Source organism: Bacillus sp. FSL R5-0422, from assembly GCF_038610765.1.
GTDB lineage: Bacteria > Bacillota > Bacilli > Bacillales > Bacillaceae > Bacillus > Bacillus pumilus_O.
In genome coordinates this window covers 2,366,731-2,392,166 of record NZ_CP152014.1, presented here as the reverse complement: position 1 = coordinate 2,392,166, position 25,436 = coordinate 2,366,731, and the positions used below count along the sequence as shown (strand labels likewise).

The 25,436-nt window shown below is 42.5% G+C and carries 31 protein-coding genes, 1 riboswitch and 1 other annotated feature; of the genes, 25 read left to right on the top strand and 6 right to left on the bottom strand.

What is annotated here, in order from left to right; all coding sequences use genetic code 11:
• Window positions 1–38: 38 nt before the first annotated feature.
• From minC to pheA, 11 genes are all read left to right on the top strand, one after another.
• Window positions 39–722 carry a septum site-determining protein MinC gene (gene minC / locus MKX52_RS12250; RefSeq protein ID WP_088002215.1) on the top strand — a complete coding sequence of 228 codons (684 nt, stop codon included), beginning with the start codon at window positions 39–41 and terminating at the stop codon, window positions 720–722.
• A 2-nt stretch (window positions 723–724) separates the two neighbouring features.
• Window positions 725–1,528, top strand: coding sequence for a septum site-determining protein MinD (gene minD / locus MKX52_RS12245; RefSeq protein ID WP_003216504.1), 804 nt, complete (start codon window positions 725–727; stop codon window positions 1,526–1,528).
• A gap of 112 nt (window positions 1,529–1,640) precedes the next feature.
• Window positions 1,641–2,432 (top strand): M23 family metallopeptidase, encoded by a 792-nt coding sequence (locus tag MKX52_RS12240; RefSeq protein ID WP_342490780.1) that lies wholly within the window; start codon window positions 1,641–1,643, stop codon window positions 2,430–2,432.
• Window positions 2,425–3,294, top strand: coding sequence for a M50 family metallopeptidase (locus MKX52_RS12235; RefSeq protein ID WP_342490779.1), 870 nt, complete (start codon window positions 2,425–2,427; stop codon window positions 3,292–3,294). Before MKX52_RS12240 ends, MKX52_RS12235 begins: the two co-directional genes overlap by 8 nt.
• A 66-nt stretch (window positions 3,295–3,360) precedes the next feature.
• Window positions 3,361–3,433 (top strand) — a sequence feature (ribosomal protein L21 leader region).
• Window positions 3,434–3,445: 12 nt separating this feature from the next.
• Complete coding sequence (gene rplU, locus MKX52_RS12230; RefSeq protein WP_012010760.1) at window positions 3,446–3,754, top strand: 50S ribosomal protein L21; 309 nt, start codon at window positions 3,446–3,448, stop codon at window positions 3,752–3,754.
• Between the two features lie 14 nt (window positions 3,755–3,768).
• Window positions 3,769–4,107 carry a ribosomal-processing cysteine protease Prp gene (locus MKX52_RS12225; RefSeq protein ID WP_088002213.1) on the top strand — a complete coding sequence of 113 codons (339 nt, stop codon included), beginning with the start codon at window positions 3,769–3,771 and terminating at the stop codon, window positions 4,105–4,107.
• A gap of 12 nt (window positions 4,108–4,119) precedes the next feature.
• Window positions 4,120–4,404 carry a 50S ribosomal protein L27 gene (gene rpmA / locus MKX52_RS12220; RefSeq protein WP_003216586.1) on the top strand — a complete coding sequence of 95 codons (285 nt, stop codon included), beginning with the start codon at window positions 4,120–4,122 and terminating at the stop codon, window positions 4,402–4,404.
• 255 nt (window positions 4,405–4,659) lie between these two features.
• Window positions 4,660–5,244: a sporulation initiation phosphotransferase B gene (locus MKX52_RS12215; RefSeq protein ID WP_012010758.1), complete on the top strand. Its 585-nt coding sequence runs from the start codon at window positions 4,660–4,662 to the stop codon at window positions 5,242–5,244.
• A gap of 30 nt (window positions 5,245–5,274) precedes the next feature.
• A complete protein-coding gene (gene obgE / locus MKX52_RS12210; protein WP_342490778.1) occupies window positions 5,275–6,561 on the top strand; it encodes a GTPase ObgE in 1,287 nt (428 codons plus the stop codon).
• 55 nt (window positions 6,562–6,616) lie between these two features.
• Entirely contained in the window at window positions 6,617–7,060 is a 444-nt protein-coding gene (locus MKX52_RS12205; protein WP_003216269.1) for an ACT domain-containing protein, read from the top strand.
• Between the two features lie 18 nt (window positions 7,061–7,078).
• Window positions 7,079–7,957, top strand: coding sequence for a prephenate dehydratase (pheA, locus tag MKX52_RS12200; RefSeq protein ID WP_012010756.1), 879 nt, complete (start codon window positions 7,079–7,081; stop codon window positions 7,955–7,957).
• Between the two features lie 227 nt (window positions 7,958–8,184).
• Here the strand turns inward: pheA and MKX52_RS12195 are convergent, their stop codons facing one another.
• On the bottom strand, window positions 8,185–8,727 hold the full coding sequence (locus MKX52_RS12195; protein ID WP_088002209.1) for a transcription repressor NadR: 543 nt from the start codon (window positions 8,725–8,727) through the stop codon (window positions 8,185–8,187).
• A 3-nt stretch (window positions 8,728–8,730) separates the two neighbouring features.
• Entirely contained in the window at window positions 8,731–9,879 is a 1,149-nt protein-coding gene (locus tag MKX52_RS12190; RefSeq protein WP_342490777.1) for an IscS subfamily cysteine desulfurase, read from the bottom strand.
• An 85-nt stretch (window positions 9,880–9,964) separates the two neighbouring features.
• Between MKX52_RS12190 and nadB the strand changes: the two genes are divergently transcribed.
• The 5 genes from nadB (at window position 9,965) to MKX52_RS12165 (ending at window position 15,595) form a co-directional block, all read left to right on the top strand.
• Window positions 9,965–11,539: an L-aspartate oxidase gene (nadB, locus tag MKX52_RS12185; protein WP_342490776.1), complete on the top strand. Its 1,575-nt coding sequence runs from the start codon at window positions 9,965–9,967 to the stop codon at window positions 11,537–11,539.
• The gene (nadC, locus tag MKX52_RS12180) at window positions 11,521–12,384 is read left to right on the top strand and encodes a carboxylating nicotinate-nucleotide diphosphorylase (RefSeq protein WP_216887251.1); all 864 of its coding nucleotides are present in this window, start codon (window positions 11,521–11,523) and stop codon (window positions 12,382–12,384) included. Before nadB ends, nadC begins: the two co-directional genes overlap by 19 nt.
• Window positions 12,371–13,480 (top strand): quinolinate synthase NadA, encoded by a 1,110-nt coding sequence (nadA, locus tag MKX52_RS12175; protein ID WP_342490775.1) that lies wholly within the window; start codon window positions 12,371–12,373, stop codon window positions 13,478–13,480. The genes nadC and nadA overlap by 14 nt, the downstream gene beginning before the upstream one ends.
• Window positions 13,481–13,611: 131 nt before the next feature.
• A complete protein-coding gene (safA, locus tag MKX52_RS12170; RefSeq protein WP_088002199.1) occupies window positions 13,612–14,844 on the top strand; it encodes a SafA/ExsA family spore coat assembly protein in 1,233 nt (410 codons plus the stop codon).
• A 133-nt stretch (window positions 14,845–14,977) separates the two neighbouring features.
• Window positions 14,978–15,595, top strand: a complete 618-nt coding sequence (locus MKX52_RS12165) for a YhcN/YlaJ family sporulation lipoprotein (RefSeq protein WP_342490774.1) — start codon at window positions 14,978–14,980, stop codon at window positions 15,593–15,595.
• Between the two features lie 48 nt (window positions 15,596–15,643).
• Here MKX52_RS12165 and MKX52_RS12160 read toward each other — a convergent pair whose 3' ends face one another.
• Window positions 15,644–16,276 (bottom strand): LysE family transporter, encoded by a 633-nt coding sequence (locus MKX52_RS12160; RefSeq protein ID WP_342490773.1) that lies wholly within the window; start codon window positions 16,274–16,276, stop codon window positions 15,644–15,646.
• 237 nt (window positions 16,277–16,513) lie between these two features.
• Window positions 16,514–16,622: riboswitch (TPP riboswitch) on the top strand.
• 128 nt (window positions 16,623–16,750) lie between these two features.
• On the opposite strand from MKX52_RS12160, the gene thiC reads away from it, so the two are divergent.
• Window positions 16,751–18,508 carry a phosphomethylpyrimidine synthase ThiC gene (gene thiC, locus MKX52_RS12155; RefSeq protein ID WP_342490772.1) on the top strand — a complete coding sequence of 586 codons (1,758 nt, stop codon included), beginning with the start codon at window positions 16,751–16,753 and terminating at the stop codon, window positions 18,506–18,508.
• Between the two features lie 23 nt (window positions 18,509–18,531).
• On the opposite strand, the gene MKX52_RS12150 is transcribed toward thiC, so the two are convergent.
• Window positions 18,532–18,678 (bottom strand): hypothetical protein, encoded by a 147-nt coding sequence (locus MKX52_RS12150; RefSeq protein ID WP_186303716.1) that lies wholly within the window; start codon window positions 18,676–18,678, stop codon window positions 18,532–18,534.
• 191 nt (window positions 18,679–18,869) lie between these two features.
• Between MKX52_RS12150 and MKX52_RS12145 the strand changes: the two genes are divergently transcribed.
• Entirely contained in the window at window positions 18,870–19,058 is a 189-nt protein-coding gene (locus MKX52_RS12145) for a hypothetical protein (RefSeq protein ID WP_088002195.1), read from the top strand.
• A 33-nt stretch (window positions 19,059–19,091) separates the two neighbouring features.
• Here the strand turns inward: MKX52_RS12145 and MKX52_RS12140 are convergent, their stop codons facing one another.
• Window positions 19,092–19,736 carry a serine/threonine protein kinase gene (locus MKX52_RS12140; protein ID WP_012010745.1) on the bottom strand — a complete coding sequence of 215 codons (645 nt, stop codon included), beginning with the start codon at window positions 19,734–19,736 and terminating at the stop codon, window positions 19,092–19,094.
• A 237-nt stretch (window positions 19,737–19,973) separates the two neighbouring features.
• Here MKX52_RS12140 and MKX52_RS12135 point away from each other — a divergent pair, with 237 nt between their 5' ends.
• From MKX52_RS12135 to yajC, 7 genes are all read left to right on the top strand, one after another.
• Window positions 19,974–20,474, top strand: coding sequence for an intercompartmental signaling factor BofC (locus MKX52_RS12135; protein ID WP_176372696.1), 501 nt, complete (start codon window positions 19,974–19,976; stop codon window positions 20,472–20,474).
• Between the two features lie 148 nt (window positions 20,475–20,622).
• Window positions 20,623–21,228: a Holliday junction branch migration protein RuvA gene (ruvA, locus tag MKX52_RS12130; RefSeq protein ID WP_012010743.1), complete on the top strand. Its 606-nt coding sequence runs from the start codon at window positions 20,623–20,625 to the stop codon at window positions 21,226–21,228.
• Window positions 21,229–21,239: 11 nt separating this feature from the next.
• Window positions 21,240–22,244 carry a Holliday junction branch migration DNA helicase RuvB gene (gene ruvB / locus MKX52_RS12125; protein WP_342490771.1) on the top strand — a complete coding sequence of 335 codons (1,005 nt, stop codon included), beginning with the start codon at window positions 21,240–21,242 and terminating at the stop codon, window positions 22,242–22,244.
• Window positions 22,237–22,437, top strand: a complete 201-nt coding sequence (locus MKX52_RS12120) for a DUF2905 domain-containing protein (protein ID WP_012010741.1) — start codon at window positions 22,237–22,239, stop codon at window positions 22,435–22,437. The genes ruvB and MKX52_RS12120 overlap by 8 nt, the downstream gene beginning before the upstream one ends.
• Before the next feature lie 34 nt (window positions 22,438–22,471).
• A complete protein-coding gene (queA, locus tag MKX52_RS12115; protein WP_012010740.1) occupies window positions 22,472–23,500 on the top strand; it encodes a tRNA preQ1(34) S-adenosylmethionine ribosyltransferase-isomerase QueA in 1,029 nt (342 codons plus the stop codon).
• Between the two features lie 30 nt (window positions 23,501–23,530).
• Window positions 23,531–24,676: a tRNA guanosine(34) transglycosylase Tgt gene (gene tgt / locus MKX52_RS12110; RefSeq protein ID WP_012010739.1), complete on the top strand. Its 1,146-nt coding sequence runs from the start codon at window positions 23,531–23,533 to the stop codon at window positions 24,674–24,676.
• A gap of 47 nt (window positions 24,677–24,723) precedes the next feature.
• A complete protein-coding gene (gene yajC, locus MKX52_RS12105) occupies window positions 24,724–24,990 on the top strand; it encodes a preprotein translocase subunit YajC (RefSeq protein ID WP_003216659.1) in 267 nt (88 codons plus the stop codon).
• A gap of 50 nt (window positions 24,991–25,040) precedes the next feature.
• On the opposite strand, the gene MKX52_RS12100 is transcribed toward yajC, so the two are convergent.
• Window positions 25,041–25,418, bottom strand: coding sequence for a TIGR04086 family membrane protein (locus MKX52_RS12100; protein ID WP_088003852.1), 378 nt, complete (start codon window positions 25,416–25,418; stop codon window positions 25,041–25,043).
• Window positions 25,419–25,436: the final 18 nt, after the last annotated feature.

Here is a 25,436-nt window from a genome sequence, read left to right as displayed (position 1 = left end):
AAATACGGCGAAATGAGTATGTTGTTGAGGTGAGCATCTTGAAAACTCAAAAACAGCAATATGTGACGATAAAAGGTACTAAAAACGGATTAACATTACAGTTAAATGATGACTGTTCGTTTGATGACCTTCTTTCTGGCTTGCGAGAGGTTCTTTTACTTGAGCAATATACAGATGGAAGGGAAGGTCATAAGGTTAATGTGCATATTAAGCTTGGTTTTCGGTATTTAACAGAGGATCAGGAAATGCGTTTGACTGAAGCAGTCTCTGAAAATGAACATCTCGTCATTCACTCTATTGAAAGTGACGTCATGTCAACTGAAGAGGCGAAACGATTAAAAGCAGAGGCCGAAATTACCTCTGTAGCCAAAATTGTACGCTCAGGACAGGTACTGTATGTTGAAGGAGATCTCTTATTAATAGGAGATGTCAATCCTGGTGGAACGATTCGTGCAGGGGGAAATATTTTTGTGCTCGGCGCTTTAAAAGGCGTGGCCCATGCTGGATGTAATGGAAATAAACAAGCTGTCATTGCGGCATCTCGTATGATTCCAACTCAGCTTCGCATCGCACAAGTGTTTAACCGTGCACCGGATCAAAAAGAAGATGGAAATGAAATGGAATGTGCTTATTTAGATATAGATGGCAACATGATCATTGAACGCCTGCAGCAATTGGCTCATATAAGACCTAATCTGACAAGGCTTGAGGGAGGAATGTGAAATTGGGCGAGGCTATTGTGATTACCTCAGGAAAAGGCGGCGTTGGCAAAACAACAACATCTGCAAACTTAGGCACAGCACTAGCAATTCAAGGGAAAAAAGTGTGTCTAGTTGATACCGATATTGGCCTTCGGAATTTAGATGTCGTGATGGGGCTTGAGAACCGCATTATTTACGATCTAGTCGATGTAGTAGAAGGAAGATGTAAAATCCATCAGGCGCTTGTAAAAGATAAGCGTTTCGAGGATCTTTTGTATCTTTTACCTGCTGCTCAAACAAGCGATAAAACAGCTGTAGAGCCAGAGCAGATCAAAGAATTAATTCAATCATTGAAACAAGACTTTGATTATGTCGTCATTGATTGCCCTGCTGGAATTGAGCAAGGCTTTAAAAATGCTGTATCTGGTGCAGATAAGGCAATTGTCGTGACGACGCCTGAGATCTCAGCTGTGAGAGATGCCGACCGTATCATTGGTTTGTTAGAACAAGAAGATATCGAACCACCTCGTTTGATCGTCAACCGTATTCGTACACACATGGCGAAAAGTGGCGATTCAATGGATGTGGATGAAGTTGTCCATCACTTATCGATTGATCTTCTTGGCATTGTTGCTGATGATGATGACGTGATTAAGGCTTCAAATAATGGCGAACCGATTGTCATGGATGCTAAAAACAAAGTATCGATTGCGTATCGAAATATCGCTCGCCGTGTACTAGGCGAATCTGTTCCACTTCAATCATTTGAAGATGAAAACAAAGGAATGTTTGCTAAGCTGAAAGCATTTTTTGGTGTGAGAGCTTAATCAGCATTTAGGTAAGACGAGACCGATTCGGTGAGAATCGGTCTTTTTGTTGCATATCAGATGAGGTTGCCACATAAAATGTACAAACTGTTTGTATGTAAAGGGTGATCTCATGAAAAGAGTGGACGAGTACCGAAAGAAAATCGCGCAGCGCCGCAAAACGAAGCATTCAGTTGCTCCATTTAAGAAGACGACCTTCAAGAAAAAAGAGGATATTCCTCCATGGGTCATGTTAACAGAGGAAGAAAAGCATTCAGGGTCGTCTTCCTTTGAAGCGTCGTCTCATCAACCGAAGAAATATCAGCATCCACTATTTAACCCCAATGCCTTTGTACTGAAATGTTTATTATCTGCATCCCTTGTGTTGATTGCAGCTATATCGTTTAAAGGTCAGGCAGGGCCGTTCCAGCAGCTGAAGCCGATCATTACGCAGACCTTTGAGCAGGATTTTCAATTTGCTGCTGCTAATCGCTGGTTTGAGAAAACAGTTGGAAACCCCCTTGCCTTTTTAACGGACAAAAAGGAAGATCAAAAAGATGTACAAGCGAACCAAGAACTGGCCGTACCTGCTTCTGGAAAAGTGCAGGAATCCTTTACGCAAAATGGAGCAGGTGTCAAAGTCGAAACATCGGCTGAAGCGATAGACAGTATGAAGGAAGGCTATGTAGTGGAAGTGAAAAAGAAAAGTGACACAGGGCTGACAGTGGTCGTGCAGCATGCGGATAACAGCTATAGCTGGTACGGTCAATTAAAGGAAGCTGATGTGGCCTTATACGATTTTGTTGATAAGGGTGAGAAAATTGGTCAGATCTCACTTGATGATCAAGGAAAGGGCACATATTACTTTGCTATTAAGCAAAATGAACAGTTTATCGATCCTATTCAGGTGATGACCTTTGAATAGATGGCTGGTCATGCTGACGAAAATTCACATTCATCCGCTGCTGTGGATTGTGATGGCGTTTGCGATTCTCTCTGGTCAAATCAAGCCGCTACTTTGTCTGCTCATCATCGTCTTTGTCCATGAGCTTGGACATGCAGCGGCTGCTTGCTATTATCATTGGCGCATTCGGCGGATTTTTCTACTCCCGTTTGGCGGAGCGGTAGAAGTAGAAGAGCATGGGAACCGCCCGCTAAAGGAAGAGCTGGCGGTCATTTTATGCGGGCCGCTTCAGCATGTACCGCTCCAGCTTATGGCGTGGTTTTTTATGGAGGCTTCTCTTATTTCACACGACATTTTTACGATGTTCACTTTTTATAATATGGCGATTTTCCTTGTGAATCTTTTGCCGATTTGGCCGCTAGATGGCGGAAAATTATTCTTTTTGCTCTTATCAGCATATTACCCTTTCCAACGTGCACATACCCTTGCCATAAAAGGCTCTCTTGTCTTTTTCAGTCTATTGACAGGCGGATTACTTTTGTTTGCGCCGCTTCAATTCAACGGCTGGGTACTGCTCACTTTTTTAGCCTATTCACTCGTGACGGAGCACCGGCAGCGGCATTATGTCAGGGTTCGCTTTTTACTAGAACGCTATTACGGTAAAAAAGAGCAAAAGGTAGAAAAGCTGATTCCTCTGAGAGCGAGCGCTGAGGAAAAAATATATGAAGTCATGGCGCGATTCCAAAGAGGCTGTAAGCATCCGATTATTATTGAAAGAGATGGCTTGAAAATGAGCCAGCTTGATGAAAATGAACTGCTTCATGCGTATTTTTCAGATCGAAGAACCACCACCTCCATGGAAGAGCTTCTTTTGCCGTACTAGTGATGAAAATACGTTGACATTCTGCGTCTAATTTGATATATTTTTTAATGTTATGGATATGTAGCACCCGTGCTACAACCGCGCGAAGCAGGTGTAAAGAGCCTAAGGCCCCCTGTATTCGGCGAGTCTGAGTTTATTAGGAGGTGCAGAGATGTACGCAATTATCGAAACTGGTGGTAAACAAGTAAAAGTTGAAGAAGGTCAAACTGTTTATATTGAAAAACTAGCTGCTGAAGCAGGTGAAACAGTAACTTTTGAAAACGTATTGTTTGTCGGCGGAGACACTGTGAAAGTGGGTAACCCTTCAGTTGCTGGAGCAACAGTAACGGCTAAAGTTGAAAAACAAGGTCGCGGTAAGAAAATTACTGTGTTCAAGTACAAACCGAAGAAAAACAACCACAAGAAACAAGGTCATCGTCAACCTTACACTAAAGTTGTTATCGAAAAAATCAACGCTTAAGGCGTGTGAGTGATATGATCAAAGCAACCATTACTCGGTCGAAAGCAGATGAAAGCATTACGTCTTTTCAGATGACTGGACATGCCGAGTTTGCTGAAAAAGGTCAGGATCTCGTTTGTGCAGGAGTATCTGCTGTTGTTTTCGGCTCAGTCAATTCAATTATTGCACTGACAGGATTGGACCCTCTGCTTGATATTGGCGAGGAAGGCGGCTATTTCTCTTTTGAATTGCCGGCTGATACAGATCCAGTATCCTTTGAAAAAGCCCAGCTGCTTTTAGAAGGTATGGTCGTTTCCTTAGAAACAATTGAACGAGATTATCACGATTATGTGAGAATATCTACAAAAAAATAGGAGGTGAACTTCATGCTTAGATTAGATCTTCAATTTTTCGCATCTAAAAAAGGGGTAGGTTCTACAAAGAACGGACGTGACTCTGAGTCTAAACGTTTAGGCGCTAAACGTGCTGATGGTCAATTCGTAACTGGTGGTTCTATCCTTTATCGTCAACGTGGAACGAAAATCTATCCAGGTGAAAACGTTGGACGCGGAGGCGACGACACTCTTTTCGCTAAAATCGACGGAACAGTTAAATTCGAACGTTTCGGTCGTGACCGTAAAAAAGTGAGCGTATATCCTGCGGCACAATAATTGCTAAAAACTCCGGTCATTGACTGGAGTTTTTTTCACTTTTTACAAGTAGTATCGAAGATGAAAAAGAAGATGCACTCCATCAATATCAAAGAACGTTTGCTGACTTTGCCTCATTTTCTCCTATAGATCAGAAAAAACAACCTTTCCTCACATAACTAGTGTTTTTCTATGCTGTCTTCTCTGTTATAATTCAGGGAGACATATTGATGATAAGACTCCTAAAAGAGAGACCAAACGATTGGGAGTGCGATAATGGAAGAGATATCAAGTAAACAAAACGAAAAATTAACTCACGTTGCATTAACAAATGAATTGATCTATCTGCTCAGTCGTTCAAGACATGACTGGATGAATAAATTGCAGCTGATCAAGGGCAACTTGACATTAGAAAAATATGACCGTGTGTTTGAAATTATAGAAGAAATGGTCATTGAAGCACAGCATGAATCCAAACTCTCAAATTTAAAAATTCCCCAATTGGCCTATTACTTTCTAACATTTAATTGGGAGTCGCATTTTATCACCCTAGAATATGAAGTGCTTGGTGAAACCCGAGACTTATCAGCATATGAATCGCAGCTGCTAACGGTATCACAGGAGTTGTTTTCGATATTCGATCAATCAGTTTGTCAAAAAACTGAAAATCATTTAACGGTCACGTTCCAAACAGATCATGAAGAGAATGATGTGGTCTTATATTTTGATTTCAAAGGAAAATTAACAAGTTTGGATGCGTTAAATGCGTTTCATGACGCAAACTATCCATGTATGAGTGTAGTTCAATTTCATGTGACAAGTCATGAGTCCATGATTGAGCTTTGTTTGAGGCAAGAATGAGATATGTGATGCAGAGAAACGGAGGAAGTTATGTTTGTAGATCAGGTTAAAGTGTATGTTAAAGGCGGTGACGGCGGAAACGGTATGGTGGCGTTCCGTCGTGAAAAATATGTGCCAAAAGGCGGACCGGCTGGCGGCGACGGTGGAAATGGTGCAGATGTGGTATTTGAAGTAGACGAAGGACTCAGAACATTGATGGACTTTCGTTACAAACGCCATTTTAAGGCGGATCGCGGCGAGCACGGAATGAGTAAAAACCAGCATGGCCGAAATGCGGAAGAAATGATTGTCAAAGTTCCGCCCGGTACGGTTGTGACGGATGCAGAGACAGAACAAGTACTTGCAGACTTAACCGAGCATGGGCAGCGGGCAGTCATTGCAAAAGGCGGCCGAGGCGGACGAGGAAATTCACGTTTCGCAACACCGGCAAACCCTGCACCACAGCTTTCTGAAAATGGCGAGCCAGGTAAAGAACGTGACGTCATCTTAGAATTAAAAGTACTTGCAGATGTTGGACTTGTAGGTTTCCCAAGTGTCGGGAAGTCGACGCTGCTATCCATTGTCTCTTCTGCGAAACCGAAAATTGCGGATTATCATTTCACAACGCTTGTGCCGAACCTAGGGGTTGTCGAAACAGATGATAACCGAAGCTTCGTCATGGCGGATCTGCCAGGACTGATCGAAGGCGCGCATGAAGGCGTTGGCTTAGGTCATCAATTTTTACGTCACATTGAGCGGACACGTGTCATTGTTCATGTCATTGATATGTCAGCACTTGAAGGGCGTGACCCGTACGAAGATTATGTGACCATTAACGAAGAGCTTGAGCAATACAATATGAGATTGACTGAGCGTCCACAAATCATTGTAGCGAACAAAATGGACATGCCAGATGCAGCTGACAATCTAGCGGCATTTAAAGAAAAATTTACGGATGATTATAAAGTGTTCCCTATTAGTGCGATCACAAGAGAAGGGCTTCGTGAGCTTTTATTTGAAATCGCCAATCAGCTTGAAACAACTCCTGAATTCCCGCTTTATAATGAAGAGGAACTGTCTGATAACCGCGTGATGTACAGGTTTGATGAGGGAGATGCACCATTTGAGATCACAAGAGATCCTGACGGTACATTTGTCATTACGGGTAAAGCACTTGAGCGACTGTTTAAGATGACAGATTTCTCAAGAGATGAGTCCGTGAAACGATTCTCTAGACAATTGCGCGGAATGGGTGTCGATGATGCCTTGCGTGAGCGTGGTGCACAAGATGGCGACATCATTCGTCTGCTTGAATTTGAATTTGAATTTATTGATTGATCAACAGGAGGGTCCAGTCCATGGGCTCTCCCGTTTTTAAAAGGGGAGAAAACAGGTGAAAGAAGAAACGTTCTATTTAGTAAGAGAGGATGTCCTTCCAGATGCGATGCGAAAAACGCTTGAAGTCAAAAAGCTTCTCGATCGCAAAAAAGCGGATTCAGTTGCCGATGCTGTTCAACAAGCGGATTTAAGCCGCAGTGCTTTTTATAAATACAGAGATGCTGTTTTTCCATTTTATACGATGGTGAAAGAGCAGATCATCACATTGTTTTTCCACCTTGAGGATCGGTCTGGGGCTCTGTCAAGGCTGCTGCAAATTGTGGCTGACTCTGGCTGTAATGTGTTATCCATTCACCAAACGATTCCGCTACAGGGAAGAGCGAATGTCACCCTATCCATTAGCACGGCTGGAATGGCAGATGATATCAATACAGTCATGAATCAATTAAGAAAACTTGAATTTGTCGAAAAAGTTGAAATTCTAGGTTCTGGGGCGTAAAAGGAGAGATCATAGCAGATGAAGCAATTAACTGTAGGTTATTTTGGACCAGAGGCAACATTTACTCATTTGGCCGTATGCTCTTGCTTTCCAGCAGATGCAGTGCAGCGTGCCTATGCAACGATTCCGCAATGTATGGATGCTGTGTCAAAAGGCGAAGTCGATTTGGCGGTCGTTCCACTTGAAAATGCACTCGAAGGATCTGTGAACTTAACGATTGATTATTTAATTCATGAAGAAGCGCTATCTATTGTTGGAGAAATGACAGCACCGATTCGGCAGCATTTGCTTGTTCACCCTTCAAAAGCGGAAAGCTGGGAGACATTAGATGTGATCCAATCACATCCGCACGCGATTGCCCAGTGTCATCAATTTCTGAAAAAGCAGTACCCGGATATTCCGCACCGTCCAGTTGAATCAACTGGTTATGCAGCGAAATATATTAGTGAGCATCCAGAGGAGGCTGCTGGGGCGATTGCCAATGAAATTGCCGCACAAACGTATGGTTTAACGATTGCAAAAAAAGACATCCATGATTATCCGCACAATCATACACGCTTTGTTATTTTACATAAAGACCCTAAAGCATCATTCCCAATGAATGCTGGGTTCTCATCGAAGCCAAAAACGACTATTGTCGTCAGTCTGCCAAAGGATGACCAATCAGGTGCATTACACCGTGTGTTATCTGCTTTTTCTTGGCGAAATCTCAACTTGTCAAAAATTGAATCTCGCCCAACAAAAACGGGTCTTGGACACTATTTATTTATTATAGATATAGAAAAAGAAATGGATGATGTCCTTGTCCCTGGCGCCATTCAGGAATTAGAAGCAATTGGCTGTGAAGTCAAATTGCTCGGCAGCTACCAAACATATGAACTAACGAATGAGAAATAGTGTCCGATAAAGGACACTATTTCAGCGTGTAGACAAACCCTCGCATTCGGTGTCAGATCTGCGCTTCGGTGCTCACGAATGTTAAATTCGCTCCGCTCCGATGCTCGTCCTTCCTAGGGCTGCAAAGGTTTTCTATCACGCTGAAAAGAAGACAAAGGGCTAAAATAAAGATCATTTTAGCCCTTTGTCAACAATCTGATAGTGTCCGATAATGGACACTATTTTTTTTAGTCTTTAATTAAAAAGCCAGCATCATCGAGCGCTTGGATGGCTTGGTCAAGCTGCTTTTGACTGTAAGAAGTAAGTGTATGTAAATGCACGCCATCTGTTAGTTCTGACAAGTAGGAGGCGCCCGTGTTAGAAATGTGATGAACGAAATCAGCTACTTGCTTGCGGGTGCTAACACGAATTGAGGCCGTTAGTTCACCGTAAACAGGGTGCTCTATCATGACATCTTTTACCGTCACCCCAAAATCTACAATTAAAGTCAGTTCCTCTTCTGTTCGAACAGGATCATGCTTGCAGGCGATGATTTGTTCGATCTCTCTTTCTGGCGCATGCTGAGATGCCATATACACATAGCCTTGACTTGTGGCAATAATGGGTTCGTTTTTTGCTTTCAATAGTGAGATATCTTGTACAATGACTTGTCGAGAGACAGCCGCCTTTTTAGCCAAAAAGCTTCCGGTGAGCGGTGTATCTGTTTCCTTCAGCCACTCTAAAATGGCGTTTCTTCTCTCTTCGCCAATGAGTTTCCTCTCTTGTTCCACGTCTTATGCTCCTTTCTGCTCCTTTTGCAATTGTTCAAATGTATGCAAAAGCTGATCGATGTCTTCTTTTGATGACTTCGATCCAAATGATAGTCGAATGAATTGAAGAACATCACGATCTGATACGTGCAATGCCTTCACAGCCGGGGAAGGATGATGATAACTAGAAGCACATGCGCTTCCAGTCGATATACAAATCCCGTGCCGGTTACATGCTAACATTACATATTGTCCTTCAAACCCTTCAAAAAAACAACCAATAATATGAGGCAGTATACGGCGATTGCCATTGTGAAGAGTACGAACAGGAAGCTGTCTCATTTTCAATTGCTGAAGAAAATAATCACGAAGCTGTTCATTTTGCCGCTTTTGCTCATCTAGCTTAAGCATCAATTGTTCGCTCGCAGCAACAAAAGCACCGATGCATGGAACGTTCACTGTTCCAGGGCGGAAGCCATTTTCCTGAACTGTTCCTGAATATAAAGGCTTCCAAGGAACATGAGCACCCATATAGACAGCGCCCGCGCCCTTAGGAGCATACACTTTATGACTAGAGATGGATATCGCATCAACCCCCAGCTCCTTGATGGACACACGAATTTTTCCAAATGTTTGCACGGCATCTGTATGAAAAAGAATGTGCCTTTCTTTTAAAATGGGGGCTAATTCAGCGAGCGGCTGGATAATCCCTGTTTCTGAATTAGCATGCTGAATAGAGACTAATCCTGTTTCAGGCAATAATGCATCTTTGAGAATGTCCTCGGTGATGATTCCATCTTGATTCGGTTCAATGATCGAAACCTTCGTGCCAAGACGCTCTAGGCTCTTAACTGCATGATGAACAGAAGGATGCTCTACAGAAGTTGTGATGACATGCTGCCTGTCTGCTGGCAGACCATTTGCCATTGATTGAATCGCAAGAAGATTGGATTCCGTTCCGCCGCTTGTAAAGTAGATGCCGCCTGATTCGCCCTCAAGAATGGCAGCGATTGATTGTCTGCTGTAAGTCAGTATGTCATTTGCTCTTCCACCTGCATCATGAAGACTGCTTGCATTCCCGTAGCAATCTTTACTTAGCTGCTGAAAAACATGCAGTGCCTCCTCCGAAACAGGTGTAGAAGCTGCGTAATCTAAATAAACCAATCCATCCATCTCCTATGAGAAAATTTTTTCTTGTATTTATTGTAGTGTTGTGTAATGATATGTGTCAAGACAGGTGTAAATGACAGGAGGGGCAATGGTGTCATCAATTAAAAAAATCATTGTGGTGGGATCAGGCATTGCAGCACTTTCCTTTGCAAAGACCATTTCAGCAAGCTGTGAAGTCATCATGATGACAAAAAAACAATTTTCCTCTAGTAATTCCATGCTTGCACAAGGAGGAATCGCTGCTGTCTTTTCAGCACAGGATTCTGTTGATCAGCATGTACAAGACACATTAGCTGCCGGCTGTGATCACAACGATGAGAGGGCGGTACAAGAGATCGTCAGTCTTGGAAAACATATGGTGAAGCAGCTCGTAGAAGAAGGCTGCCCATTTGATCAAACAGAGAATGGCATGCCGCAATTAGGTAAAGAAGGGGCACATACGACTCATCGGATTCTGCATGCAGGAGGAGACCAAACTGGCAAAACCCTCGTGCAGTATTTAAAAAATCAGCTTGGCTCACATATTCATTTATGTGAATATCACCATGTCATTGATCTACTCGTTCATGAAGGAATCTGCATAGGAGTGGTCTGGAAAGACGAGAAAGGACACGTACATACCATGACCGCAGATGCTGTGGTTTTATCCACGGGCGGCTGCGGCTCGCTATTTGAAACGAACACAAATGACCCTTCTGTAACAGGAGATGGGCTGATGATGGCTTATCGAGCCGGGGCACAATTAGTTGACCTCGAATTTGTTCAATTCCACCCCACTCTCTTGACGATCGCTGGAAAAGCAGTCGGTCTCGTGTCAGAGGCTGTCCGAGGAGAAGGAGCCTATTTAGAAGATGAAACAGGCAGGAGGATCATGAAAGGCATTCACCCACAAGGTGATTTAGCGCCTAGAGATATTGTCTCTAGAGCTATCTTTCATGAGCAACAATTGGGTCATGATCTGTATCTTAATATTAGCGAAATTCCACATTTCTCAGTTCGTTTTCCAGCCATTGCTGCAATGTGTGAGCGGGCTGGTGTCGATATGGCAAGCGGCAGGCTCCCAGTTTCCCCAGGTATGCATTTTTTAATGGGAGGAATCTGCGTGAATGAATATGGAGAAACGACAGTTCCATCTCTTTTCGCTATCGGAGAAGCGGCTTGTACAGGCTTACATGGAGCGAACCGATTGGCGAGTAATTCTCTCTTGGAAGGTCTCGTTTTAGGAAACAAAGCGGCACGGAGAATTGAACAAATACCTAAAAAGAAAAAAACAATCCCCTCTTCCTCAATCCAAGAAAGTTGGTCCGTGCCAGAGATTTCAGAGAAACAGTTGAGCCAGTGGATGATGACATATGCCGCAATCGTAAGAGACGAAGATGGGCTAGAGACCTTGCTTCAATCATTACTGCAAGTCCCTTATCAGCAAATGAATGTGAAAGATATCACAAGTGGACAAATCGAATTAAGCAATCAATGGACATTAGCGATTTGTCTTGTGAAATCTACCTTACTTCGAACAGAAAGCAGAGGTGGTCATTATCGAGTGGATTATCCAAATCGGAATGATGCATTATGGCGTGGCATGCAAATTTTCCATGAAAAAGGCCACATTCATATAATGAAAAATGAAAGGATCGGTGCCAAATGGAACGTTTACAGTTAAAACAAATGCTGACTCATTTTTTCGCAGAGGATATTGGTTTTGGAGATGTATCAGCTGATGGCATTTTTGGAGAAAAGAAAGGAACAGCCTATATCATCGCAAAACAATCGGGTGTATTGGCAGGTTCTCAAGTCATTGACATAGGATACCGCCTGCTGAATGAACAGATTCAGACTGAGTTGTTTTTTAAAGAAGGTGAATGGGTTCATTCAGGGGCAGTTTTAGCGAAAATAAAAGGACCAGTCAGCGACTTATTAAAAGGAGAACGGGTCATTTTAAATGTCTTGCAGCGCATGACAGGTATCGCCACTTTAACACATGAAGCAGTACAGCGATTAGCGGACCCGTCGATTACGATTTGTGATACGAGAAAAACGACGCCTGGCTTGCGTATGTTAGAGAAATACGCTGTGAAGACAGGGGGCGGAAAGAATCATCGCTTCGGTTTATCAGATGGGGTGATGATTAAAGATAATCATATTGCCGCATGCGGCTCTATTCAAGAAGCTGTAGAGAAAGCAAGAGCATATGCCGGTCATATGGTGAAAATTGAAGTGGAAATTGAATCAGAAACGCAGCTAAAGGAAGCTATTGAGGCAAAGGCCGATGTCATCATGTTTGACAACTGCTCTCCGGACGAAGTGAAACGTTTTAAACAAATGACGCCGGAGACAATTCTGACCGAGGCTTCAGGAGGCATCACACTAGAGACATTGCCAAGTTACAGAGGAACAGGTGTCGACCTTATTTCGCTTGGTTTTCTGACACACTCTGCTCCAGCATTTGATTTTAGTATGAATATGGAATTCAGTCATAAAGGGGGAACCACTCATGTCACTGCTTGATGTACTGGCAAACCAGCATGTAGCCATGATGCCAGAAGAATATAAACACCGCTCTGTTGATGAGATGGAGCAGCGTGTGGTAGACATTAAACGAACCTTTGGATCAAAGCTTTTTATACCAGGGCATCATTATCAAAAGGATGAAGTCATCCAATTTGCAGATGCAACAGGAGATTCATTGCAGCTCGCACAAATAGCTGCAGACAACAAGGAAGCAGAATACATTGTGTTCTGCGGTGTTCATTTCATGGCTGAAACAGCAGATATGCTGTCAAACAAGAATCAAAAGGTTCTTTTGCCAGATATGAGAGCAGGCTGTTCAATGGCAGATATGGCGAACATGAAACAAACGGATCGAGCATGGGAGCAGCTCACTGATCTGTTTGGGGAGACAATTCTTCCACTTACGTATGTCAACTCAACAGCTGATATTAAAGCATTTGTCGGAAAGCATGGCGGGGCCACTGTGACATCATCAAACGCAAAAAAAATGCTGGAGTGGGCGCTCACACAAAAAGAACGGATTCTGTTTCTCCCTGATCAGCATTTGGGGCGTAATACGGCCTTTGATTTAGGCATTTCACTTGAAGAAATGGCTGTGTGGGATCAAATAGAAGAAAGGCTCATCACCGATCAGCCACTTTCACGCATTAAGATGATTTTATGGAAAGGCCACTGCTCTGTCCATGAGAAATTTACGGTGCGGAATATTGAAGAAACGAGGAAAAGAGACCGTGACATTCAAATTCTCGTCCATCCAGAGTGTACACATGAAGTCGTCAAGGCTTCTGATCTTGCCGGTTCCACGAAATTTATTATTGATACGATCAAAGAAGCACCCGCAGGAAGCAAGTGGGCAATTGGAACAGAGATGAATTTGGTCAAGCGAATCATCGATCAGCATCCAGATAAACAAATCGAATCCCTTAATCCAGATATGTGTCCATGTTTGACGATGAATCGGATCGATCTCCCTCATTTGTTATGGTCACTTGAAAGCATTAAGAAAGGTGATCCGGTCGGTTTGATTCAAGTCAATGAAGACACGACAAAAGACGCTTTACTTGCACTGAATAAAATGCTCGCCATTAAATAATGAATTAGTCCCTCCTATCAGAAAACAAGTTTTTATCATATCGGCTTATAAATAGGCATAAATTTATGGTGAAACATATTGTACTTCTGACATAACCGTTACGTTCACGTTTTGCATAGGAGGGGAAAACGTTGAAAATTCATATTGTGCAAAAAGGAGACTCCCTTTGGAAAATTTCAAAGAAATATGGAGTCGACTTTCAAGAATTGAAAAAACTAAATTCACAGCTCAGTAATCCAGATTTAATCATGCCGGGTATGAAGATCAAGATTCCATCTAGTGGTGTTCCTGTAAAAACAGATCATCAGAAAGCAAAAGAAATGCCAAAGCCGAAAGAACATCCGTATGTGAAAGAAAAGCCAAAAGATGTCGTGCAAGTGCAAGATACGAAGCCAAAAGAAAAGCCAAACGAACCTGTACCATATGTACCGCCAGTGCCAAAGATCGAGCAGCCCGTTTTTCCGCAAGTCGATGTGAACTATTATCAGACCAATCTCTACCAGCCATTCACGCCTCCTCCCAAAAAAGAACATCATGAGAAAAAAGATCACGTTCATGAAAAGAAAGATCATGTTCATGACAAGAAGGATCATAAAGATCATGTTCACTATGAGAATAAGGAGCATAAAGATCACAAGGACCATTTCCATCATGAAAAGAAAGATCATTTAAAAGATGAGGTGGCAAAGGGGTATGATCCGTTTATTCATATCTCGCATCAAAAGGAGGAGGGAAAAGATATGGAGCACAGCAATTACCCAAACCTTCCTAATTTCCCGCAAATGCCGAATGTAGCAGGCGCAGCGGTAGGGGGAATGGCTGAGAATAAGGAACATCATCATCACCAGCATCATGACGCATATGATCCTTATTATGGTTATGGTCATTACATGCCAGCGATGTATCCATATCCGCAGCAAATGGTACCAGCGTCGCCAATTTTACCAGGTTCAGGTCTTTGCTACCCTGTCCAGCCGTATTATCACCATCACATGATGCCATATCCATACCCAGCGCAGCCATATTATCCTGCGTATCAAGCGCCAGCTTATTACGGAGAACATTATGAACATCATGCAAATGATGGTCATCACTGGCACCACCATATGCATCCGAATGCCAATGCAAACGCCAATGTCAATGCGAACGTCAATCAAGGCTTTTATCCAAATGTTTCAAATGAAGCTTATGGCAAGGAAGACTGCGGATGTGATGATGGCATGAAGCAGCATCAACCGTGGCCAGGACATTACCCGAATCCTGTACCTTATGGCCAAATGGGAGCTTATCCAGCGCAGCCTTATATGCAGCCATATCCAGGTCAATCTGTTTTTGCAAGACCAGAGGAAGACGAAGAAGAGTAATAAAAGAAGGAGCGATCTCAATCGTTCCTTTTTTTGTTTATAACTGACAGCTTGATTTTCCCCAAAACTGTACATGCTAAAACAGAGCCTGTTTCGCGCTCATGAGATTGAATTTGTACAGGGGGTTTTTCGTTTGAGACAAAAATGGCAAAAAACGATCGCATTAGTGCTTCTTCCTATTGGGTTAACGGCATGTGGTACAAATGACAATGCAGGTGTCGATACACGTCACAATCAATCAGGTCAGCCAGTTGGATATCATTCGAATAATCGTGCGGATGACAATAACCAAGATCACCAAGGACCAGTTTCCGAACTCATGGAGGGAATGAACGGTGGGAATACAACGAATGTTGATTATCGCACCCGTCCTCAAGCTGACGATCGAACGCCTCTCGCAGGTGGAGATGGACGATATAGCCATGGAGATATGAACTACCATAACCAAATGTCGTTCTCTGGCTACGATAAACAAGAAAACGTGCAGCGTTCAAGAAAAATTGCCAATCGCGTCAATAAAATGAATCATGTTGCAGACTCGCAAGTAATGGTAACAGATGAAAATGTGTATATTGCCATTAAATCAGATGGGCGTCTGACATCAGAGGGAATATCACAAGTGGAAGAAGCAGCGACTCGTTATGCGGATGGAAGAGCTGTCCAAGTCATTAAAGACGAGGGTGCTTTCACACGCTTTAGAGATATGAGAAGAACACAATTTGAAACAGATCAAACAGGCATGACTCGATAGGTTCGAGAATAAAAAAGGCTAAAGTTCCTCAAGAACTTTAGCCTTTTCTTAAAAATAAACCTTGATGCCCATATAAAATTCGTAAAAGAAATAACAGCCAAACCCTAGTAATAAAATACCAGCAATAATGGATGTCCATTTGATCATCGTTTGGTTCATCACTTTTCTTGTTAAGGATACAAGAGTGAGGAGACCGATGTCATGAAGGAGAATTCCTGCCAATATACCACCTGATGCTAGCATAAATTCAGATGAATCTGTTTTTGTATAGGCATCTGCCAGTACAGCACCGAATACAGAAACCCAAAACACAAGGTTTCCAGGAGATACCGCGACAAGCAAGCCGTTTCTGTACGTTTTTGCGAATGATTTATTGACTTTTTCGCCAGCTAAATGGATGTCTTGATCCGCATGTTTAATGGAATCGTATGCGAGAATCATTAAGAATATAGCTCCGATTAGCCAAAGCGGGATTTGGACAAATGGCAGTGATAAAAACTGAGCAAATCCAGCATATAAAGCCAAGATAAGTAAGAGATCGATGGTCATGCCGCCTGCTCCTACGGTTAAACCATGAAAGAAGCCGTTTTTTAATCCCTGTTTTGTCATTTCAACCGTGATCGCTCCGACTGGCAGAGCAATTGAGAATCCTACGACGATAAATGTGAGAAATGTTTGCAATCGACTAGAACTTCCTTTGAAAAAGTTTGTATAAAAATTCTCCGTTTAGATTAATTATACATAATAGGAGGAAAGGATCAATGATTATTTCAGTTTTTATCTAAATGGTTGGGATGGAGGGTGTATATCAATGTGTATATTAAGCTGGCTTTATTTCTTTTGTAGTGAAAAGGAACTATTTTCCTGAAACTTCTTTTTTTCATGGCATCGCTATGCTACACTGTTGTGGAAAATAATAAATGTGACTAGGGGTGCCCGAGGCTGGGCTGAGAGAGAAGTGTATACTTCTTAACCCTTTGGACCTGATCTGGCTCGTACCAGCGTGGGGAAGTTGAAGATGATACATGGGTCATTTACGGATGACATTCATGTTTATTTCTAACGACGAAACCAGGTTCTTTTCATAGAGCCTGGTTTTTTGCTGGTGCTGATTCCATCCTGTCCGGTGACAAGAAGAGAAGGAGAGAACAGCAAATGAAAGAAAAGAAAAATATCCCAACAACTCAATCGTTATTATCAAGCTTTGACGGCAGCCGAAAGGTGTATGAGAAAGGGTCAAGACCTGACATTTTAGTGCCAAAAAGAGAAATTGCCCTCACGCAAACGGTGACGCAGGCAGGAATGATTCAAAATGAACCAATTCGTGTGTACGATACGAGTGGTCCTTACACGGATGAGCATGCCCATATCGATGTGACAAAAGGGCTTAACCGTCTGAGAGCAGCATGGGTCGAAGAAAGGGGAGATACAGAAAGCTATGAAGGGCGCCATGTAAAACCTGAAGATAACGGCTATCGCTCTAGAAACGGGTCTCATCAGCATATTCATACTGATTTTCATCATAAGCCGCTTCGTGCAAAACAAGGTGCCTGTGTGACGCAAATGCACTATGCAAAAAAAGGTATTGTCACGCCTGAAATGGAGTTCATCGCCTTAAGAGAAGGGCTAAGCCCTGAGTTCGTGAGAGAGGAAGTTGCCAGCGGAAGAGCTGTCATTCCAGCGAATATTAACCATCCTGAAAGTGAACCGATGATTATCGGAAGGCATTTTCATGTCAAAATCAATGCGAACATTGGCAATTCAGCTGTGACATCATCCATTGATGAAGAAGTTGAAAAAATGACATGGGCGATCAGATGGGGGGCAGACACCATGATGGATCTGTCTACAGGAAAGGATATTCATACAACGAGGGAATGGATCATACGGAATTGTCCAGTCCCAGTAGGCACCGTTCCCATTTATCAGGCGCTTGAGAAAGTGAATGGCGTGGCAGAAGATTTGACGTGGGACGTGTACAGAGACACATTAATTGAACAAGCAGAGCAAGGAGTAGACTACTTCACGATTCATGCGGGCGTGCGGTTAAGGTATATTCCTCTGACAGTCGACCGGGTGACTGGTATTGTTTCAAGAGGCGGTGCCATTATGGCAAGGTGGTGTCTTGCTCATCATCAAGAGAATTTCCTTTATACCCACTTTGAAGACATTTGTGAGATTATGAAAACGTATGATATTGCTTTTTCACTTGGAGATGGGCTTAGACCAGGATCAATAGCTGATGCCAATGATGAAGCGCAGTTTGCAGAGCTAGAAACGTTAGGTGAATTGACAGAGATCGCATGGAAACATGATGTACAGGTGATGATTGAAGGACCTGGACATGTTCCAATGGATAAAATCAAAGAAAATGTGGACAAGCAAATGGAGATTTGCAAAGAGGCACCATTTTATACATTAGGGCCTCTTACAACAGATATTGCTCCGGGATATGATCATATTACATCTGCCATCGGCGCAGCTATGATCGGCTGGTATGGAACAGCGATGCTATGCTATGTAACGCCAAAGGAGCATTTAGGGCTGCCGAACAAAGAAGATGTAAGAGAAGGTGTGATCGCTTATAAAATTGCCGCTCATGCTGCTGATCTAGCGAAAGGACATCCTGCTGCTCAAAAGCGCGATGATGCTTTATCGAAAGCAAGGTTTGAATTTAGATGGCGTGACCAATTCAACCTGTCAATTGATCCAGAAAGAGCGATGGCGTTCCATGATGAAACATTGCCTGCTGAAGGCGCTAAGACTGCCCATTTCTGCTCGATGTGCGGACCGAAGTTTTGTAGCATGAAAATTTCCCATGATATTCGCAATCAATCAGAAGAAGTGAAAAAAGAGATGGAGAAAAAGGCGAAGGAGTTTATCAGCGGAGGAAGTCAAATATATTCATCCTAAAAAAGAACCTACGGGGCTTTATATCAGATCACGGAAAAGGCTTTTCTTAAGAGGTGGAAAAATGCCTTTAATGCAACCCCTATCATGTCCAGACTTGGAATGAGGGCATCTGTTAAATGAAACAAGACTGTTTGTCTTTCTGGAGATGTTCGTTTCTTTTTCCGTTTCATAAAGAAAACCTCCTTTTTAAATAATATACTTCTTTGCAAAGAAGAGAGATAGAGATGTTGTTTGAATTTAAACAAAATTTAAACTTCTTGTGTTTGAAAGGAAAGAAGGAGGGGAAACGAGTTGAGTAGAGAATGAATGAAAAGAGCCGATCTATTTGGCCAGCTAACAAGAGAGAGTGGAAGGTGATCTTATGATGAAAGTATTTAAGGTAACATTTCATATGAACAATGGGGAAGTGCTTGATTTCGAGCTAAAACGTCCAGCTACCTATGATGTGTATAAGAAAATTGAAGAAGCCAATCATTGGTTTAAGCTGAATAATGAAATCATTAACTTATTAAATGTGAATAGCATCCATGTTGAAACAGAAACAGATTGACAGAGAAAAGCCGCTCGGTAAGAGCGGCTTTCATTATGCAGAGAAATCATTTCGATTATTAAGCTGACCACGGGACAGCCAGTTCTTTTTATAGAAATAAGCAATCACTTCAAGCCATAGACGTGGTGCTTTTTTCGGAAAAAAAGGCTTTTGATAATAAGCGTAAGCGGCTTTTAAGTCATCCCATTGATGGCAAGCTTTTGTTTGTGTGAAACGGGCAACGTCAATGACCCTGACCTGTCCTTCCTTTGTTAAGATCAGATTCCGCAGGTGGATGTCAGAAGGGTTCAACCCTTTCTCGCGTGCTTCTTCTAGCGCATCATCGACTTGTTCAATCATTTGTTTTTTAATAGGAATCCCCTTTGTGAGGCATTCATAAAAAGTATTTCCTTTAATATATTCCATTAAAATATACTGATCCCCAGATTCATAAATCTCAGGGTAGTAAGACGAACCAGAGAGTTTTTCATAAATGGCGGCTTCTTTACGGGCAATATGTTGATAAGAAGGGAAAAAGACTTTTAGCGCCATTTTCTTGCCGTCTTTTTTGTATGAAAAGACATAGGCACTTCTTCCTTTGCCACACAGCTCAAGCTCTGCCGGTTTAAAGGCAAGCTTATGAAGACGTTTATCCTCATGATACTGAATCGATTCGGCTAATCTTTTGACTTCTGACATTGGCTTCACCTTCTTTGGTTTCAGTTTATGCGGCTGAAAAACGAATGATGAAAAACCGAGCATTCGATAAAGCAATGGATTGTATAAAACATACCATTTACGAATGAAGGATACAACGAAAGACTCTTCCCATATATTCATATCATCGATTTGGTTAATGTTTAGAAAAATGGGTCAAACTACATATGTCATGCATCGATCTCATGTTTTAAAGAGGTGTAAATAGTGAAAGTGAAGATGAAATGTTTCGTTACAGGACTTATCATGACAAGTGTGCTTTTTTTCGCTGCGGATATGGAGGGAAAAGAACACTTGCAAAAGCAGTCAAACTCGATCACCGTACAGCTTGAAAAAGTCTATCTAGACGGAGATGTGAGTATTGAAAGACACCGGGCATCATTAGAAGACAAAGACACATTCTGGTCGCAGTATAAAGGCTGGACGCTAGTAGAACAGAAAGAGGATTTTGCGCTTTTTAGAAAGCAAATTGATGATATCTCTCCATTAAGTAAAGCAAATGGATATATCGGATTATCAGAGGACGGTGTGATTTCTACGTTTCATGGAAGGCCTGACGGCTGGGCGGAGCCCATTCATCTCTTTTTTCAAATTGATACGTCCCGTTTAGAAAGTCATGTGGAGGAGCAGCTTGAGCAAGGCATCCCTTTTCGAACAAAGGATGAATTTGAGCATGTGCTTGAAGTCATGAAACCTTACCGAAATGAAATATCGTTTTAACGCGTATAACAGCTTGCTGGTGTGAAGGCCGCAAGCTGTTTTTCGTGGTGTCATCGTAAAAATGGATTGAGCGAACGTATGTTAACTTTTATTGCGGTTTTCTTCTCGATTTATGTTACAATGAAGAACAGTCAAAGAGGTGAAAACGGTGATAGAGTTTGTAAAAGGGACCATTGATTATGTGTGCCCGCAATATGTTGTCATAGAAAACGGCGGAGTGGGATATCAAGTCTATAGCCCAAACCCGTTTATCTATCAAATCAATAAACAAGAAACGATTTATACGTATCATTACATAAAGGAAGACGCTTTCTCGTTATATGGATTTCAAACACGAGAAGAAAAAGCGCTGTTCACAAAACTGTTAAATGTCACAGGGATTGGGCCGAAGGGGGCTCTAGCGATTCTTGCTTCCGGTGATCCTGGCGCTGTCATCTCAGCGATAGAACGTGAAGATGAAGCGTTCCTGATCAAGTTCCCTGGCGTTGGCAAAAAGACAGCTCGCCAAATCATTCTCGATCTAAAAGGAAAGCTAGCTGATGTTGTTCCTGAAATGATTGGCAATCTATTTAATCACGAGGACCATATTCAGGTCGAAACGCAGCAAACAGCATTAGACGAAGCGCTTGAAGCCTTAAGTGTTCTTGGATACGGTGATCGCGAAATTAAAAAGGTATATCCATTGTTAAAAGAAGAAAAGAATCTCACAACCGATCAATATGTGAAAAAAGCTTTACAAAAAATGTTGAAATAAGGTGATGTCTCATGGATGAACGGCTCGTCTCAACTGAAGCAGACAACCATGAATCAGCCATTGAGCAAAGTCTGCGGCCTCAGACACTTAGCCAATATATCGGTCAGCAAAAAGTTAAGGATAACCTCAGTGTGTTTATTGAAGCTGCCCGTATGAGGCAGGAAACGCTCGATCACGTCCTCTTATACGGACCGCCCGGACTCGGGAAAACGACGCTTGCGTCAATTATTGCCAATGAAATGAATGTTCAGCTGCGTACAACATCTGGACCAGCGATTGAACGTCCTGGTGATTTGGCGGCGATTTTAACGTCTCTTGAGCCAGGTGATGTGTTGTTTATAGATGAAATTCATCGCTTGCAGCGTTCAATTGAGGAAGTACTTTATCCAGCAATGGAGGATTTTTGTTTAGATATCGTCATTGGCAAAGGAGATACAGCGCGCTCTGTACGGCTTGATTTACCGCCATTTACACTTGTAGGTGCTACAACCCGTGTTGGGCTTTTAACAGCGCCGCTTCGTGACAGGTTTGGGGTACATGCAAGATTGGAATACTATGAGCAAAGAGATTTGGCTCACATTGTTTCAAGAACAGCCGAGCTGTTCGAGATTGGGATTGATCTTCGCTCAGCCGAAGAGATCGCAAGACGTTCCCGCGGTACGCCGAGGGTTGCCAATCGTCTACTCAGAAGAGTAAGAGATTTTGCCCAGGTGCTTGGAAATCATGCGATTACCGAGGACATTGCGGAAGATGCCCTTGAGCGCCTTCAAGTCGACAAGCTTGGTCTTGATCATATCGATCGTAAGCTGCTTTTAAGTATGATTGAAAAATTTAGAGGCGGTCCTGTTGGGCTTGATACAATCTCAGCGACAATTGGAGAAGAATCACATACGATTGAAGATGTGTACGAACCGTATTTACTGCAAATTGGTTTCCTGCAAAGAACACCAAGAGGACGAGTCGTCACAAGAGAAGCGTATGAACACTTTCAAATGGAGGTTCCGATTCGTGACTGAATTCCCTAAAATATTGATGATTTTAGGTGGTGTCCTTTTTGCCGCAGGGTTAGTATTTCAATTGGTTGGTAAGCTTCCAGGTGATATTTTTGTGAAAAAAGGAAATGTGACGTTCTTTTTTCCTGTGATCACTTGCATTGTCATTAGCATCGTGCTCACGATATTACTGAATATCTTTGGACGGATGAAATAACGTTAACTAGTTAACTACAGAATAGGTGAAGGAAATGAAGTTAGAACTATTTGATTTTGATTTACCAGAAAGATTAATTGCACAAGTACCGCTTGAAAAACGAGACGCATCAAGACTGATGGTCTTAAACAAACAAACGGGTGAGGTGACACACGATACATTCTCACAAATTACTGATTATTTTCAAACGGGTGATTGTCTCGTTTTAAATAATACACGCGTTCTGCCGGCACGGTTGTTTGGAATGAAAGAGGATACAGGTGCAAAAGTTGAACTTCTTCTCTTAAAACAAGAGGAAGGAGACAAATGGGAAACACTTGTAAAACCAGCCAAACGAGTGAAAAAAGGAACAGTGATCACATTTGGTGATGGACGGCTTCAAGCGGTATGTACAGAAGAATTAGAACATGGCGGAAGAAAAGTTGAGTTTCAGTATACCGGCATTTTTTATGAAGTCCTTGAATCCCTTGGTGAAATGCCGCTACCTCCTTATATTAAAGAACAGCTTGACGATCGTGAACGCTATCAAACGGTGTATTCGAAAGAGGTCGGCTCCGCTGCTGCTCCAACTGCTGGTCTTCACTTTACAAACGAGCTGCTGGATGCGCTGAAAGAAAAGGGTGTGCACATCGCATTCATTACTCTGCATGTGGGACTTGGTACTTTCCGTCCGGTCAGTGCAGATCGTATTGAAGAACACGAAATGCACGCAGAGTTTTACGAAATGAATGAAGAAACAGCAGCAGAGCTTAATCGCGTTCGCAAGGAAGGCGGGCGAATTATTTCAGTGGGGACTACGTCAACAAGAACGCTCGAAACCATTGCAAGTGCGCATGATGGCGAATTCAAAGCGTCAAGCGGCTGGACGTCAATCTTTATTTACCCAGGCTATACATTCAAGGCAATTGATGGCATGATCACGAATTTTCATCTGCCAAAATCCTCGTTAATCATGCTTGTCAGTGCATTAGCTGGGCGAGAGCATGTCCTAAAGGCATACAATGAGGCTGTAAAAGAGGAATATCGTTTCTTCAGCTTTGGCGATGCCATGCTGATTCAATAACATTATACAACAAAGACAGGAGGGCTCATTTTGTCGCAATTACCGATACGTTATGAGTTCATTAAATCATGCAAACAAACAGGTGCACGACTCGGGCGCGTTCATACACCGCACGGCTCATTTGACACGCCTGTATTTATGCCGGTAGGTACACTAGCTACAGTCAAAACGATGGCACCTGAAGAACTAAAGGCAATGGAAGCAGGTATCATCTTAAGCAATACGTACCACCTATGGCTCCGTCCGGGTCATGACATTGTGAAAGAAGCAGGCGGCCTGCACAAATTTATGAACTGGGATCGAGCGATTTTAACCGATTCAGGCGGTTTCCAAGTTTTCTCTTTGAGTGAATTTAGAAAAATTGAAGAAGAAGGCGTTCACTTCCGTAATCATTTAAATGGAGATAAGCTGTTTCTTTCTCCTGAGAAGGCGATGGACATCCAAAATGCGCTTGGCTCTGATATTATGATGGCATTTGATGAATGCCCGCCATATCCAGCAGAATACGATTACATGAAACGTTCTGTAGAGCGGACAAGTAGATGGGCAGAACGCTGTCTAACAGCGCATCAACGTCCAGAGGATCAAGGGCTGTTTGGAATCATCCAAGGCGGAGAATACGAAGAGCTTCGTAAACAAAGTGCAAAAGATCTCGTGTCACTTGATTTCCCAGGCTACGCTATCGGAGGTTTATCTGTTGGGGAACCAAAAGATGTGATGAACCGTGTACTTGAGTTCACAACGCCATTGTTACCAGCAGACAAGCCAAGGTACTTAATGGGCGTCGGCTCGCCAGATTCCTTAATTGACGGTGCCATTCGCGGTGTAGATATGTTTGACTGCGTATTGCCAACACGAATCGCGAGAAACGGTACGCTCATGACAAGTGAAGGACGTCTTGTTGTGAAAAATGCAAAATATGAGCGTGATTTCAGACCAATCGATGAAAATTGTGACTGTTACACATGTAAAAACTACACACGCGCTTATATTAGACATTTGATCAAAACAAACGAAACGTTCGGAATTCGATTAACAACTTATCATAATCTTCATTTTCTGTTAAAATTAATGGAGCAAGTGAGAGAAGCTATCCGTGAGGATCGTTTAGGTGATTTTAAAGAAGAGTTTTTTGAGCGTTACGGCTTTAACGAACCGAATGCGAAAAACTTTTAACGCATAAACGAAAAGCTTTACAATGCATTAGAAAGGGGTGAAATAGAATGGATGGTGGTATGGGTTCAATCATTATGATTGTTGTCATGTTTGCTGTGCTTTACTTCTTATTGATCCGTCCACAGCAAAAGCAACAAAAAGCTGTGCGTCAGATGCAGCAATCTTTATCAAAAGGCGATAAAATCGTCACAATCGGAGGTTTACACGGTGAAATCGACTACATTGATGAATCAAAAGTGGTCATCAAAACAAGCGAAAACAACCGTTTAACTTTCGATCGTCGTGCTATTAGAGAATTAGCTGACAAAGGCTAATCCTCCGATACATAGCCATAAAAAAAGAGCGATATAGATCCGCTCTTTTTTTATTTGCCTCGAAGATTGACGCCAATCATTCCGCCGAGCATACAAATGCCTAAAAATGCCCCATGATAGATGAGCTGCTCTAATGAAAAGGTTTCTCCAAACCCTAAATATTGAAACAAGAATACAGTGAGGGAAAAGGTCAGCGAAGTGATCGCACCAATGAGCCAGCCGCGCTCCTTTGCTTTTCCTCCAGAAATGATCCCCCCTAATAAAAGTGCCACAAACGACAAAATCATAATCATCCATTTAAACGATGCTTCCTGCATACTTGTGAAGGTAAGCATGAGCGATACAAGTAAACTTGTGACGATCATGACGATAAAAATCGCCATTAAGCCGGATAAAATCCCTTTTCCGATTTGTTTCGTTTCCTGCATGTGATTCGTCTCCTCTCC